8 protein-coding genes are annotated in these 14,628 nt (G+C 68.1%); 6 read left to right on the top strand and 2 right to left on the bottom strand.

Annotated elements, in window-relative coordinates; all coding sequences use genetic code 11:
• Nucleotides 1-14: 14 nt before the first annotated feature.
• The gene (locus SOM18_RS00840) at nucleotides 15-3,083 is read right to left on the bottom strand and encodes a TonB-dependent receptor domain-containing protein (protein WP_031439245.1); all 3,069 of its coding nucleotides are present in this window, start codon (nucleotides 3,081-3,083) and stop codon (nucleotides 15-17) included.
• A gap of 203 nt (nucleotides 3,084-3,286) precedes the next feature.
• Here SOM18_RS00840 and SOM18_RS00835 point away from each other — a divergent pair, with 203 nt between their 5' ends.
• The 6 genes from SOM18_RS00835 (at nucleotide 3,287) to nagE (ending at nucleotide 11,642) form a co-directional block, all read left to right on the top strand.
• Entirely contained in the window at nucleotides 3,287-4,300 is a 1,014-nt protein-coding gene (locus SOM18_RS00835) for a N(4)-(beta-N-acetylglucosaminyl)-L-asparaginase (protein ID WP_031439246.1), read from the top strand.
• A gap of 4 nt (nucleotides 4,301-4,304) precedes the next feature.
• Nucleotides 4,305-5,072, top strand: a complete 768-nt coding sequence (locus tag SOM18_RS00830; protein ID WP_042466384.1) for a copper homeostasis protein CutC — start codon at nucleotides 4,305-4,307, stop codon at nucleotides 5,070-5,072.
• Nucleotides 5,073-5,157: 85 nt separating this feature from the next.
• On the top strand, nucleotides 5,158-6,228 hold the full coding sequence (locus SOM18_RS00825; RefSeq protein WP_042466387.1) for an SIS domain-containing protein: 1,071 nt from the start codon (nucleotides 5,158-5,160) through the stop codon (nucleotides 6,226-6,228).
• Nucleotides 6,225-7,367, top strand: coding sequence for an N-acetylglucosamine-6-phosphate deacetylase (gene nagA, locus SOM18_RS00820; RefSeq protein ID WP_031439249.1), 1,143 nt, complete (start codon nucleotides 6,225-6,227; stop codon nucleotides 7,365-7,367). The genes SOM18_RS00825 and nagA overlap by 4 nt, the downstream gene beginning before the upstream one ends.
• A 43-nt stretch (nucleotides 7,368-7,410) precedes the next feature.
• Nucleotides 7,411-9,912 (top strand): phosphoenolpyruvate--protein phosphotransferase, encoded by a 2,502-nt coding sequence (gene ptsP, locus SOM18_RS00815; RefSeq protein WP_031439250.1) that lies wholly within the window; start codon nucleotides 7,411-7,413, stop codon nucleotides 9,910-9,912.
• Nucleotides 9,909-11,642 (top strand): N-acetylglucosamine-specific PTS transporter subunit IIBC, encoded by a 1,734-nt coding sequence (gene nagE / locus SOM18_RS00810; protein WP_192008648.1) that lies wholly within the window; start codon nucleotides 9,909-9,911, stop codon nucleotides 11,640-11,642. Before ptsP ends, nagE begins: the two co-directional genes overlap by 4 nt.
• Nucleotides 11,643-11,703: 61 nt before the next feature.
• Here nagE and galA read toward each other — a convergent pair whose 3' ends face one another.
• On the bottom strand, nucleotides 11,704-14,625 hold the full coding sequence (gene galA, locus SOM18_RS00805; RefSeq protein ID WP_031439251.1) for a beta-galactosidase GalA: 2,922 nt from the start codon (nucleotides 14,623-14,625) through the stop codon (nucleotides 11,704-11,706).
• Nucleotides 14,626-14,628 lie beyond the last annotated feature (3 nt).

The following is a 14,628-nucleotide window of genomic DNA, read 5'->3' as shown; positions in this document are numbered from 1 at the left end:
GTGGGGGTACGGGATCAGAACCGGACGGTGGCACCAACCGCCAGGTTGCGACCAAGCGAGTCGTAGCGCTGCGGGATCGTGTTGGTCCGTGCCAGCGCGACATTGTAGGAATCGGGGACGATCGGCGCGCTCTTGTCGAGCAGGTTGTTCGCGATCAGGCGCAGCGAGAACGCCTTGTCGATCGCAAAGTTGAGCGCGAGATCGAAATAGCTCTTCGGCGAGACGCGGAAATAGCTGGTCCGCTCGCGCTCGGGCGTGCCGCCGATCGCCGGATCACCCGAATTGTCCGCATTCGTCAGCGAACCGACATAGCGCCAGTTGAACGACGCGCTGAACCCCTTGTCGACCGTCGTATAGGTCGCGCGCAGGCCGTGCGACCATTTCGGGATCAGCTGACCGCAGCCATTGCCGTAATAGCCTGCGCAGTTGCGGGTCGGCTGGACCGGCGAGTCCTGACCACCTGCAAAGGTCGTCAGCGAGCCGTTGAAGTTCCAGTCGATCTTGCCGACGCTGGCGAGATCGAGCGTGTACTGCGCCTGGAAGTCATAGCCGCGGGCGATCGACTTGTAGAAGTTGGTCGTGCCCTGGCGGATGAAGCCGGTCGTCGGGTTGCTCGCCGCGTTCGAGTAGAGCGTGCCGGTGCCGGGATTGCGGACGATGCCCTGGCAGAAGAACGCGTCGCCGTTCGAACGCTGACAGCCATCGGTGTAATAGCTGAAGTCGTTATAGCCGAGCGAGTCGTCGATCTTGATCTTGTAGCGATCGACCGAGAAGACGAGCCCGGGCACGAAGCGCGGCTTCACGATCAGGCCATAGGTCTGGGTATAAGCCGTTTCGGGATCGGCTTCGAAACCGCCCGAGCGAACCGTACATCCGGTCGCCCCCGTCGATGCATCCCCCGGACAGATCAGCGTCGGGCTGCCGTACAGCGCGTCGGACAGGCCGGTCGCGCGGCAGACCTCACGCGAGGCGACGGGCGTGCCATAGGTCACGCCGCCAGCGGCGTTGGTCGTCACGGTCGGTGCGCAGAAATCGTTGAACGTGCCCGATCCGCCACGGGCAAAATCGACATTGGTCGCCTGCCGGATCTCGGTCACGGTCGGCGCGCGCTGCGCCTTGTTGAACGAGGCGCGGAACGTCAGGTCGCTGACCGGGGCGTAAATGCCCTCGATCTTCCACGTGTTGAAGCTGCTCGAATTGCTGCTGTACTTCGAAACGCGATAGCCACCATTGGCCTGCAAAAGTTCCGCGAACGGCTTGTGCTCGATCAGCGGCGCCTGGACCTCGATATTGGCCTCCCAGACGTCCTGCTTGAGATAGGTGTCATTGCCACCAAGCCCGGCGCGGTAGACGCTGTCGGCGGTCGATTTCAGCGTATCCTTGCGATATTCGGTGCCGAGCGCGATTGCGACGCCCTGCTCGGCGAACGGCGAGGTGACACCGTACTTGCCGAGATCGCCGGTGATGTTCGCCTGCACGTCATACAGCGTACCGATCGTGGTCGACGTGCCGCGGTCGTAGAGATAGTCGATCAGCGCCGGATTAGTGTTGCCCGCGCTGAACGCGTCGAACGGCACGCAGGCGGCGTCCGTGGTCCCTGCGCAGGTCGGTGCCGCGAGCGTCCCGCCCACGTTCAGCGAATTCCGCAGATTGGCCGCGTTGACGAAGCTCGGCGTGTAGTCCTGCTTGTTGCGCGCATAGACGCCGCCAATGTCATAGGTCCATGCATCGCCAGCCTTGCCGCGCAGGCCGCCGGTCAGGCGCAGACCGGTGTTCAGATAGCTGTCCGGCTGGTCATTGCCCTCGCCAAGGCGATAGCGGATGTCGATCGGCGCAAACGCCGCGGTACCCGCTGCCGCACCGCAGATCGTGCTGGCCTGCGAAGCCGACAGGAACGGATTGTTGCAGTTCACCTGGACGTTGCCGCCCGCGATCGCCGGGTAGTTGTTATACGACTTGTCGCGGAACCAGATGCCCGATGCATAGACTTCGGCGTCCGGCGCGACGTCGAGGCTGACGAAGCCACCCGCATTCACGCGCTCGGACGGGCGCTGATAGGCATAGTTGCTGAAATAGTTCGACGCATTGCCCGCGCCGGTGCCGAACGGCACGAAGGTGCGCGTGCCATTGGGGTTGTTGACATACTGCCCCGTCGCGACGCCCTTGCTGTCGAGCGGCGAAATCAGGCCGCTCGTCGAGCTGCTCGGCGTCAGGCCGCACGAGATCGGCGCGTTGAGGCTCGTCTGCGTAAGGTAGCAGCCCGAGTTAGACCGCTCGGACAGCAGGACCTCGTCGGTATGCTTGTAGTTGACGAAGCCGTTTATCCGCAGCGCCCCGTCGAAGAACTTCTTGCCCGCGGTCAGCGTGACGTCGGCGCGGCCGCCATCGTTGGTCAGGCCGCGCGGGCTGTTGAAGCCGGCTGCGCGTGCCAGCGACGAGACCACCGTGTCCTTGTTGTTGTGGTTGTAGAAATTATAGTTTCCGTCGAGCTGGATGCCTTCGAAATCCTTCTTCAGGACGAAGTTGACGACGCCGGCGACGGCATCGGACCCGTAGACCGACGACGCACCACCGGTCAGGACGTCGACGCGCTCAAGCAGCGACGGCGGGATGATGCCCACGTCCTGCCCGTTCTGCGTGCCGAGGCGCTTGCCGTCGATGAGGACGAGCGTCCGCTCGAACCCGAGGCTGCGCAGCTTGATCCGCTGCCGGCCGTCCGAATCATTATAGGTCTGCTGGCTGTCGGGCGCGACCTGCGGCAGGCGGTTGAGGACGTCCTCGACATTGACCGCAGCCTGGGCGCGGATGTCCTGCGAGGTGACCGAGGTGATCGGTGCGGCGGAGGTCATGTTCGGACGCTGGATGCGCGATCCGGTCACGACGATGTCGCCCCCGCCAGCGCGGTCTTCGGCAGGCGGCGCGTCGACGGCGCTGGTCGCGGTCGCCGCATCCGCCTCGACCTTGGCCTCCGCGGGCGTGGTAGCCTCGGCCTGTGCCGGCGTGACCTGTCCAATCGCCGGGGTCGCGGACACCATCAGTGCCCCCGCAAGCGCCATATAAGACGCCGAATTACGCACGTTCATACTAAAAACCCTTGTTTGGGCCAGCGTTGTCGCCTGCCCCCGTCTCCTTCGTAAGGTTTTGGTCATAATCGGGTCTCAGTCAATACCTTAGTAAGACCACTGTGTAACGTTTCGGACCGGATGTTGTAAAATGGCCATACGACTGGTCGACTGCCGTGACTTGCGATACGACTGGGCGCCAGGGTGACAACAGGGGGCTGCTGATGAAGACGAGACGATCGTTGCTGACCGCGTTTGGTGGTATTGGAGCGGCCCTGCCCTTTGTTGCGCCGATCGCCCGCGCGCGCGCCGCAACCGGCGGCCCTGCGCCTGCGCTGATCGTGTCGACCTGGGATTTCGGTGCTGCAGCCAACGCCGCCGCTTTTGCCCGCAGACGCGCCGGCGGATCGCTGATCGACTCGGTCGAGGCCGGCGCGATGGTCCCCGAAGCCGATCCGGACAATCACAGCGTCGGCTATTCGGGCTATCCCGACCGCGACGGCCATGTCACGCTCGATGCGGTCATCATGGATGATGCGGGCGGCGTCGGCGCAGTCGCAGCGCTCGAGAACACGATGCACGCGATCTCCGTCGCGCGGCGGGTGATGGAGCGGACACCGCATACCATGCTCGTCGGCGAAGGCGCGACGCGGTTCGCGCGTGACCAGGGCTTTAAGCAAGAGTCGCTGCTGACGCCCGAGGCGGAAAAGGCGTGGCGCGACTGGCTGAAGACCGCGGATTATCGCCCCGAGGCCAATAGCGAGAACCGCATCACGCGGACGCCCGGTGGCGCGCTCGACCATGACACGATCGGCCTGCTGATGCGCGATCCGACGGGGCGGATGGCCGGCGCCTGCACCACATCGGGCATGGCGTTCAAGATGCGCGGCCGGGTCGGTGATTCGCCACAGGTCGGATCGGGACTCTATGTAGAGGCCGGCGTCGGCGGCGCGACCTCGACCGGGCTGGGCGAGGAGGTCACGCGTGTCGCAGGGTCGGCGCGCGTCGTCGCATCGATGCGCGCGGGCGCGTCACCGCAACAGGCCTGCGAAGAGGTGGTCCGCCACATCGCGCGGCTGCGCGGCGACGCGATACGCGGCGTGCAGGTCGGCTTCCTCGCGCTCGATACAAAGGGCGCGGTCGGGGCCTTCTGCCTGTTGCCGGGCTTTACCTACGCCGTCACCGACGCGCGCGGCAGCACCACGGTGCTGAAGGCGCGCGCCTTGTTCGCGAGCTGACCACATGATGCGCGACGCCATGACGCTCGAAGTCTGTGTCGAGGATCTCGACGGCATCGATGCCGCGGTGGAGGGCGGCGCCGACCGGATCGAGCTGTGCGCCGCGCTCGCAGTCGGCGGCTTGACGCCGCCTGCGTCGCTGATCCGCGCGGCGGCGCAGGGCCCCCTCCCCGCGCACCTGCTCGTGCGCCCGCGTGAGGGCGGTTTCGCCTACACCCCGCGCGAAATCGCGCTGATCGCCGACGATATCGTCACCGCTGCGCACGCCGGGCTCGCGGGCATCGTGATCGGCGCAACCCTGGCCGACCACCGGCTCGACGCGGCAACTCTGGCCAAGCTGATCGCGCACGCACGGATGCTCGGCAGCGAGCGCGGCAGACCGCTGTCGCTGACGCTGCACCGCGCCTTCGATGTGTGCTCCGATCTTGGCGCCGCGCTCGACACCGCGATCGAACTCGGCTTCGACCGGGTTCTCACCTCGGGTGGGACGCCCAAGGCGATCGACGGGGTCGAGGCAGTGGCTGACCTGCATCGCCAAGCCGCCGGACGCATCATCATCCTCGCGGGCAGCGGCGTTTCCCCGCAATCACTGCCTGCACTGCTGCGCACCGGCATCACCGAAGTCCACGCCTCGTGCCGTCAGCCGATCGCCGGCGGTGCCGATCCGGTGGACGTGCGATTCGGTTTCGCCGCGCCGAACCGCACCGCGACCAGTACGGACCGCATCCGCCAGCTGTCACATATGCTTACGCAGAAACACACGCTTGAATAAGACCAATCTATAACTTACGCTTGGCATAATCCAACGACGAAGGCCGCCATACGGTCACCGTGCAAGATCCTGAGAGCGAGCTGTCATGACCAACGCCCCCCCCGCCCCCTTGGCGGCACGCGACCCGGAAGCCACGCTGATGTTCAGCGAAGCGGCGGAATCGGGTGCCGCGGTTGCCCGGCTGCTCGCGGCCAATGCCGACGCCTTCACGACACTCGGCGCAAAGCTGCGGGCCGCACCGCCCGCGGTGGTCGTTACCTGCGCCCGCGGATCGTCCGATCACGCCGCGGTTTACGGCAAATACCTGATCTGGACGAAGACCGGCATCCCGGTCGCGGCCGCCGCCCCCTCGGTCGTGTCGCTGTATGACGCAGAGCTTTCCGCGCAGACGACGCTTTGCATCGCCATCTCGCAAAGCGGCCGCAGCCCCGATCTGCTCGCGACGGTCGCCTCGATGAAGGCAGGCGGCGCGCATGTCGTCGCGCTGGTCAATGACGAGACGTCGCCGCTCGCCGCCGCCGCCGACACGCTGATCGCGCTCAAGGCCGGTCCCGAGCGCTCGGTCGCTGCGACCAAATCCTATATCTGCGCGCTGGCGGCGCTGGCGGCACTCACCGCGGAATGGGCCGACGACGATGCGTTGCGCGACGCGGTGGCGGCACTCCCCGCTGACCTGGAGCGCGCATGGGCGCTCGACTGGTCAAGCGCGATCGCACCGTTGCGTACCGCCACCAACCTCTTCGTCATCGCGCGCGGACCGGGCTTCGGCATCGCCAACGAGGCGGCGCTGAAGATGAAGGAAACCTGCGCGCTTCACGCCGAGAGCTTCAGCTCGGCCGAGGTGCGCCACGGCCCGATGCAGCTCGTCGAGGATGGTTTCCCCTTACTCGCGCTGGCGACCTCCGACGCGGCCGGCGACGGCGTGCGCGACGCCGCGGCAGAGTTTGCGGGGCGCGGCGCCTGCGTTCTGCTGGCCGATGCCGCACGCGACGCGCAGGCTGGCGACGCGACGCTGCCCGCGCTCACCGCGCATCCGGCAATCGAGCCGGTCCTGATGATCCAGAGCTTCTACAAGCTCGTCAACGCCCTTTCCGTGGCGCGCGGGTTCGATCCCGACGCGCCCTCGCATCTTGCCAAGGTCACGCGCACGCTATGACGACTTTCCGGTTTTCCAACGGCCATATCGTCACGCCGGCCGCTGTTCTCACCGACGCGACGATGGTCGTCGAAGACGGCCGGATCGTCAGCCTCGACGCGGCGCCCGCTACGGGCACGGCCGTGGAGACGATCGACCTCGACGGGGGCTGGATCATGCCCGGCTTCGTCGACACGCAGGTCAATGGCGGCGGCGGCGTGCTGTTCAACGATGCCACCACGGTCGAGGGGATCGCCGCCATCGGTGCGGCGCATGCCCGTTACGGCACGACCGCGTTCATGGTGACGCTGATCAGCGACACGCCCGACGTGATCGCGCGTGCGCTCGATGCGGTTGACGCCGCGATCGATGCCGGCGTGCCGGGCGTGGTCGGCATTCATGTCGAGGGTCCGGTCATCAGTGCGGCCCGCAAGGGCATCCATGATGCGTCGCGCTTCCAGGATCTCGACGACGATCTGATGGAACTGATGACGCGTCCCCGCCGCGGCCGCGTCATGCTGACACTCGCGCCCGAACGCGTCACCGCCGATCAGGTCGCCGCGCTCACCGCCGCCGGAGTGCTGGTCAGCATCGGTCACAGCGACGCGAGCTACGCAACCGCCGCCGCGGGCATCGCTGCGGGCATCACCGGCGTCACGCATCTGTTCAACGCGATGTCGCCGCTGATCCACCGCGCGCCCGGCGTGGTCGGCGCAGCGCTCGACGACCAGTCGGTCTATTGCGGGATCATCGTCGACGGCTTTCACGTCGATGACGCCGCGTTGCGGATCGCATTGCGCAGCCGCCCGCATGACCGGTTCATGCTCGTCTCCGACGCGATGCCCTGTGTCGGCGCGGCGGATAAGTCCTTCACGATCCAGGGGCGGCCGATCCATGTCGAGGATGGCCGCTGCGTCGGCGCGGACGGCACGCTGGCGGGATCGGATCTCGACATGACCGGTGCTGTTCGCAATGCGGTCGCGCGGCTCGACCTTGCGCCCGAAGTCGCCGCCGCGATGGCGTCGACCTATCCGGCTGCGTTTCTCGGCCTGTCGGACACGCGCGGGGCGCTTGCGCCCGGGCAGCGTGCCGACTGGGTGCGGCTGACGCACGATCTCCACCCCCTGGGCACCTGGTTCGGCGGCGTTCCGTCCGCCTGACCGCGCCCCGCTTTACCCCCCTTACGGCACCAAGGACGACCCCATGGCTCCCATCCTCCTGAGCGCGCCGATGCAGGGTTGGGCGCTGCCCATCGATCAGGTCCCCGACGCGGTCTTCGCCGACCGCATGCTGGGGGACGGCGTCGCGATCGATCCGACCGGCGACGGGCTCTACGCGCCCTGTGACGCGACCGTGCTGACGCTGCTCGACAGCGGCCATGCGATCACGCTGCGCACTGCGGAAGGCGCGGAGATCCTGATCCATATCGGGCTCGATACCGTCGCGCTCGGTGGTCGGGGCTTCTCGCCCTGCGTCGCGGTCGGCGACAGGGTCGTTACGGGCGCGCCGCTGATCCGCTTCGATCTCGACCTGCTCGTCTGCGAGGCACGCGCCGTCGTCACGCCGATTATCGTCGTAAACCCCGACCGGTTCGCCATCACGCAGTGCACGACCGACCGGGAGGTCGCGCTCGGCGACCCGCTGATGACGATCGAACCGGTAGCCGACATCCGGCCCGACGCAGTCGCAGGTGGCGCGGCCTCGGGCGAAATCCTGACGCGGACGATCACCGTGCCGCTTGCGCACGGGATTCACGCGCGCCCCGCCGCGCGGCTCGGGGCGCTCGCGAAACGCTATACCGCGGACGTCACGGTCACGCGCGATGCGAACACGTCCAGCATTCTCAGCCCGATCGGGCTGCTCGCGCTCGGGGTGCGGTACAACGACCCGATCACGCTCGGTGCGCGGGGCCCCGACGCCGCCGACGCGCTCGACGCGATCGCGGCGCTGATCCTCAGCGGCATGGACGAGACCACTCCCGCACCCGCCCCGGCCCCGGCAGCAGCCAGCCCGGTGCGTGCGGCGATCGACGGCGCACTGCTCGGCGTGACCGCTGCACCGGGCCTCGCGGTCGGCAAGGCGCGCTGGTTCCGCCATGCCGAGATCGTGGTTTCCGAACAGGGCCAGGGCATCGCCGTCGAGAATGAGCGGTTCGCGAGCGCGATCACGACGCTCGCCGCGCGGCTTGCCGAGCAGACCCGCCATAGCGCGGGCGCGCAGAAGGCGATCGTCGAGGCGCATGCGGCGATGCTCGACGATCCCGCGCTCCGCGACGGGACGCAGTCGCAGATCGCCGCGGGCAAGAGCGCGGGCCACGCCTGGCGCGCCACGATCCGGCCGCTTGCCGACGCGTTGCGTGCCGGCACCGATGCACGGCTTGCCGAGCGCGCGGACGACATGCTCGACCTCGAACGCCAGCTGCTGGCGGTCCTCGAAGGCGTCGAGACGACCGTCCCGGTCTTTCCGCCTGAGACGATCCTGCTCGCCGACGACCTGCTGCCATCCGACATTCTCGCGCTCGACCGCGCGACGGTCATCGGCCTGTGCGTCGCGCGCGGTGGGCCGACGTCGCATGTCGCCATCCTCGCCGCGACGATCGGCCTGCCCGCTCTGGTCGCGGTCGGCCCCGCGCTTGCCCCGCTGGCGGACGGCACGCCCGTCATCCTCGAGGCGAGCGAAGGGCTCATGCGCGTCGATCCCGACGCGGACACGCTTGTCGCCGCACAGGTCCGGCTTGCGCAGGCCGAGATGCGCCGCGCCGACATGCTCGCGCGCGCCGGCGAACTCTGCCGCATGGCCGACGGGACGCGGATCGAGGCGTTCGCCAATCTCGGATCGATCGGCGATGCCCGTCTCGCGCGCGACAACGGGGCGGAGGGCTCCGGCCTTCTCCGCACCGAATTCCTGTTCCTCGAACGCGAGTCCGCGCCGAGCGTTGCCGAACAGACCGCCGACTATCAGGCGATCGCCGACGCGCTCGACGGTCGCCCGCTGATCGTCCGGCTGCTCGATATCGGCGGCGACAAGCCCGCGCCCTATCTGCCGATGGATGCCGAGGAAAACCCAGCGCTGGGCCTGCGCGGCATCCGCGTCGGGCTCGCCTATCCGCAGATGCTCGAGGATCAGGTTCGCGCGATTCTTTCGGTACGCCCCACGGGTCAGTGCCGGATCATGGTGCCGATGATCGCCAGCCTCGACGAGCTGCGCGCAGTCCGCGCCGCGGTCGACCGGATCGCCGCCGAGCTCGATCTGCCCGATCGCGTCCCGGTTGGCGTCATGATCGAGACTCCCGCCGCGGCGGTGACCGCGGATCTGATCGCCAGCGAGGCGGAGTTCCTGTCGGTCGGCACCAATGATCTCACCCAATATACGCTGGCGATGGATCGCGGAAATCCGGCGGTCGCGTCGGGTATCGACGGGCTCCATCCCGCCGTCCTCCGCCTCATCGCGCAGACCTGCAAGGGTGGCGCGGTCCATGGACGCTGGACCGGCGTCTGCGGGGGGTTGGCCTCCGAACCGCTTGCCGTACCGATCCTGATCGGCCTCGGCGTCACCGAACTCTCCTGCGCACCGGCGATCATTCCGGAGATCAAGGCGCTGGTCGCCACGCTCGGCATGGATGCCTGCCGCGCGCACGCGACCGCGTGCCTCGCCTGCACCTCCGCCGCCCAAGTCCGAACGCTCGCCCGGGAGTTTGCCGCATGAAGTCGATACTCGAAGCCCTGCAGCCGCTCGGCCGTGCGCTCATGCTGCCGATCGCGGTGTTGCCGATCGCCGGCCTGTTGCTGCGTCTCGGCCAGCCCGATCTGCTCGACATCGCGTTCCTGAGCGCAGCCGGGGACGCGATCTTCTCGCATCTCGGGCTGTTGTTCGCGATCGGTGTCGCGACCGGCTTCGCACGTGACGGCAACGGGGCGGCCTGTCTGGCGGGTGTCGTGTGCTTCCTCGTCGCGACCGAAGCGGGCAAGGTGTTCCTATCCGTCCCCGCCGACGTCGTCGCGGGGATAGCGACCCCGACGCTCGAGATTGTCGCCGCAGCCTGGAAGGCCAAGGCGATCGCGCGGCTCGACGTGCCGATCGGGATCCTGTCCGGGCTCGCTGGCGGGCTGCTCTACAATCGATTCTCGGCGATCAAACTGCCGGAATATCTCGCCTTTTTCGGCGGACGTCGGTTCGTTCCGATCGTCAGCGGCGTTGCCGGGCTGGTTTTCGCGGTCATCTTCGGGATGGGCTTCGGCATCCTGAACGCGGGCGTCGATCAGCTTAGCCTGGCGGTCAGCGGCAGCGGTGCGATCGGCTTGTTCCTCTTCGGCCTGTTCAACCGGCTGCTGCTCGTCACCGGCCTGCATCATCTGGTCAACAACATCGTCTGGTTCGTCGCCGGAGATTATCAAGGCACGACCGGCGATCTGCGGCGCTTCTTCGCAGGCGATCCCGATGCCGGCGCGTTCATGGCCGGGTTCTTCCCGGTCATGATGTTCGGCCTGCCCGCCGCGTGTCTCGCCATGTACCACGCCGCGCTTCCCGAACGGCGCAAGGCCGTCGGCGGCATGTTGTTCAGCCTCGCGCTGACCTCCGCGCTGACCGGCGTGACCGAGCCGATCGAGTTCAGCTTCATGTTCCTCGCACCGCTTCTCTATGCGGTCCATGCGGTGCTGACCGGGCTGTCGATGGCGTTGATGAACGCGCTGGGCGTGAAGCTCGGCTTCGGCTTCTCGGCGGGACTGCTCGATTATGTCCTCAACTATGGCAAGGCGACGCGGCCGTTGCTGCTGCTCCCCGTCGGTGCGGTCTATTTCGCTCTGTATTACGGGCTGTTCCGTTTCTTCATCCGCAAGTTCGACCTCGCCACCCCGGGCCGGGAAGCAGAGGCCAGCGTTGCAGCTGCCGCACCGGTAGCAGGCGGTCGTGGCGCGGCATTCGCACAGGCGCTTGGCGGCGGTGGGAACCTGACCACCGTCAGCGCCTGCACGACGCGACTGCGTCTGATCGTCGTCGATCAGTCCGCGGTCGACGACGCGGCTCTCAAGGCGCTCGGCGCGCGCGGTATCCTGCGCCCATCGAACGCCGCGCTGCAGGTCGTGCTCGGCCCGATCGCGGATGTGGTCGCGGTCGAGATCCGCGATGCGCTGGCCTTGGGCGGTCCGGCGGTTATCGCCAGCGCTGCGCCCGCTGCGACTGCCGCACCCGTGCCAGACACCACCGCGGTGCGGCTGTCGGAAGCGGCCTTTGCCGCACTCGGGGGCGAGGGCAATGTCGTCACCGCGAGCCGCCACCCCGGTCGGGTGCGGATCGAAGTGGCCGACGCTGCGGCGATCGACGAACCGCGGCTTGCACGGCTCGGGCTCCGCGCCACCGCACGCCCCGCTGCCGGTCAGTTGCACCTGCTCGGGACCGACGCGACGCTCGCGACGCTGATCCACACAGCCGCCTGACGCCCATTCCGCCTGTCCCTGCGGCATCGGCCGGGGGACGGGCGGCACGGCACCGCCCTCGTTATCGTGCGCGCGGCTCCAGCGTCACGCCGCCGACGAGCCCGGACACGACGCCCGGCGCCGCCTCGACCAGAACCGCGATCGTCCGCACGCCGCCGCCCGGCGGCACCGCCGCCTCCAACGGTCCGACCGATGCGGCGTCCTTTACCGCAAGCCGCGTGCCGTCGACCCATAGCTCCGCACGCCCGGCGATCGCTGCAAAGCGGATCACGCCCCCCTCCTGCGCAACCCGCCGCCACGGCGTGACCGTCGTGCGATAGATGCGCCAGCGGCCCGCACGATCCGGGTCGACTCGCGTCCCGCTGCGTACGAACGCCCAGCTGTTATTATCGCCATCGACCGGTGCCAGCGCCGGATCGGGCCGCGCCGTCATCGCCGGCGAACGCCGCCACTCGCGGATCGCCATCGCAGCTAGCGTCACGGCAACCTGCGCAGGCGGTGCGAGACCCGCGCGGTCGATCGTCAGCCGCGCCGGCTTCAGGCCCGGCGCGGTCGCGGTCATCACGATCCGCCCTCGCCCCTCGCCCGCCTGGACGATGACCTGCGCGAGGCCGTTGAACAGTGATCGGGCATTGCCCTTCTCGCTCTCATGGCTGTTCGGATCGCCATTGCCGATCCCGATGATCGCCGCCCCCTCGACCGCGAACCGCGTCGGCAGGTTGGCGGTCGGCACATGGCGTCCTGCCGCATCGACCGCATCGATCGTCACCGGCTGCGCGTCCTCGCCATCGCCTGCCATCACGGTCCGCGCCGGGGTCAGCCGCAACGCGACCGGCGGCCCGGCGGTCTCATGCGCCGCGCGCGCTACCTGCGAACCGCCGCGCCGCGCGATCACCTCGATCCGCCCGGGCGCATAGGGCACGACGAATTCATTCCCCATGATCCGGTCGACCGCCGCCTCCCCGACCACCCGGCCGTTCAGCCGGACCTCGACGCGCTCGGCGTTGCTCATCACCAGCAGCGTGACCGGCTGGCCTTCCCGCCCCGGCCAGGTCCAGTGCGGGGTGATGCTCACCACCGGCGCGGTATCGACCCAGTGCGCGCGGTGGATGTCGAACGCGGTCTTGGGAAAACCGCACAGGTCGAGGATGCCGAAGAAGCTCGAGATCGTCGGCCATTCATGCGGGGTCGGCTCGCCGTGATAATCGAACCCCGTCCACACGAAGCCGCCCGCGACGAACGGCCGCTCGGCGATCTTCTTCCAGGTACCGCGATGCGTATCCCCCCAGCTTGCCGCCTCGACGTCATAGGACGACTGGACATGCCGCGCCGGATCGCTGGCAAAGGCCCCACGCGTCTCATAGGCGCTCGTATCCTCCGAGCTCGTGATCGGCTTGGTCGGGTTGAGCTGGTGGAAGCGATCATAATCGCCCTGATAGTAGTTGAACCCCGTCACATCGATTTCGCTCGAGACGTTGACGGGATCGAAAAAGGCGCCGTTCATCGCAGCGGTCACCGGCCGGCTGTCGTCGAGCGCGTGCGTCGCATGGACCATCCGCCGGAGCATCTCGACGCCGGCCTCCGTCCCCTGCATCGGCTCCTCGTTGAACACCGACCACAGGATCACGCTCGGATGGTTGCGATCGCGCCGCACCATCCATTCGAGTTGCGCCATATAGTCGGGCGCGGGATTGAACTGGCGGTTCTCGTCCATCACGACGAACCCCATCTCGTCGCAGAGGTCGAGCAGTTCGGCCGCCGGGGCATTGTGCGAACAGCGGATCGCGTTGCAGCCCATCGCCTTGAGCCGTTCGAGCCGCCAGCGGACCAGCCCGTCGGGAATAGCGGTGCCGACGCCCGCGTGATCCTGATGCAGGCACACGCCCTTCAGCTTCACCGGCTGAGCGTTCAGGAAGAAGCCCCTGTCCGCATCGAAGCGGATCGTCCGGAACCCCACGCGTGTCCGCCGCTCGTCAATGACGCTGCCGTCTCGCATCACGCGCGTGAGGACAGTGTAAAGCGTCGGGGTCTCGATCGACCACAAGCGGGGCGCCGTCACCGGCATCGTCAGCGTCGTCACCACCGGATCGAGCGGCGCGACGGTCGCCGCCGCGCGTGCCGTCGCAACCGGCTTGCCGTCCGGGTCGAGCAAGATCGTCTCGATCGTCACGCCGACCGCAGCCCGCGCGATGCTGCCGATCGTCACCGCGACCGGCACGTGCCAGCCCCCCGCCGGGTCGCGTCGCGGATCGCAGTGCACGCCGTCGGTGACGATCGCGACCGGCCCGCGCCGGATCAGCCAGACATGCCGGTACAGGCCAGCGCCTTCGTACCACCAGCCTTCCATCGCGGTCGCGTCGACGCGCACGACGATCATGTTCAGGTCGTCGCCGAACCGCGCAAACGGGGTCAAGTCGATCTCGACGCTGTTATAGGCGGACCAGTTGTGCGCGACGACGCTGCCATTGACCCAGATCGTCGCGTTGCTCGCGATCCCGTCGAACCGCAGCGCGATCGTCTTGCCGCGATCGTCCGCCTCCAGCCGCAGCGTCCGCCGGTACCAGCCGATGCCGCGCCGGCGATAGCCCTGCGAGATATTCGCATCGCGCTCGAACGGCTGCGCGGATGCCCAGTCGTGCGGCAACCGGACCTGCGTCCAGTCCGAATCGTCAAACGCCATGGCCGCGGCGCCAAGCGCATTGCCCGCCTTCACGCTCAGATAGGTCGCATTATGCCCCTCGGGCGCGGGCGTCGCGACATCGCCTTCATGAAACACCCAGCCGCGTTCGATCCGGGTGCAGGACGGGTCCTGAACATGCATCGCGGGCGGCAGGGTCCGCGACGGCGCGGGCATCGGCAACGCGCCGGCCTCGCCTGCCTGCCGACCTGGGCCAGCCCCGGCAGCGGCAAAGGCGTCGGTCGGGCGGACGACGACGCCGACACCGGCGCCCGCCGTGCCGATGAGGAGCTGGCGTCGGTTCATGGC

The organism is Sphingomonas sp. CFBP9019 (assembly GCF_034045155.1).
In the GTDB taxonomy this organism is placed as follows: domain Bacteria; phylum Pseudomonadota; class Alphaproteobacteria; order Sphingomonadales; family Sphingomonadaceae; genus Sphingomonas; species Sphingomonas aerolata.
This window is presented reverse-complemented; position numbering and strand designations above follow the sequence as displayed.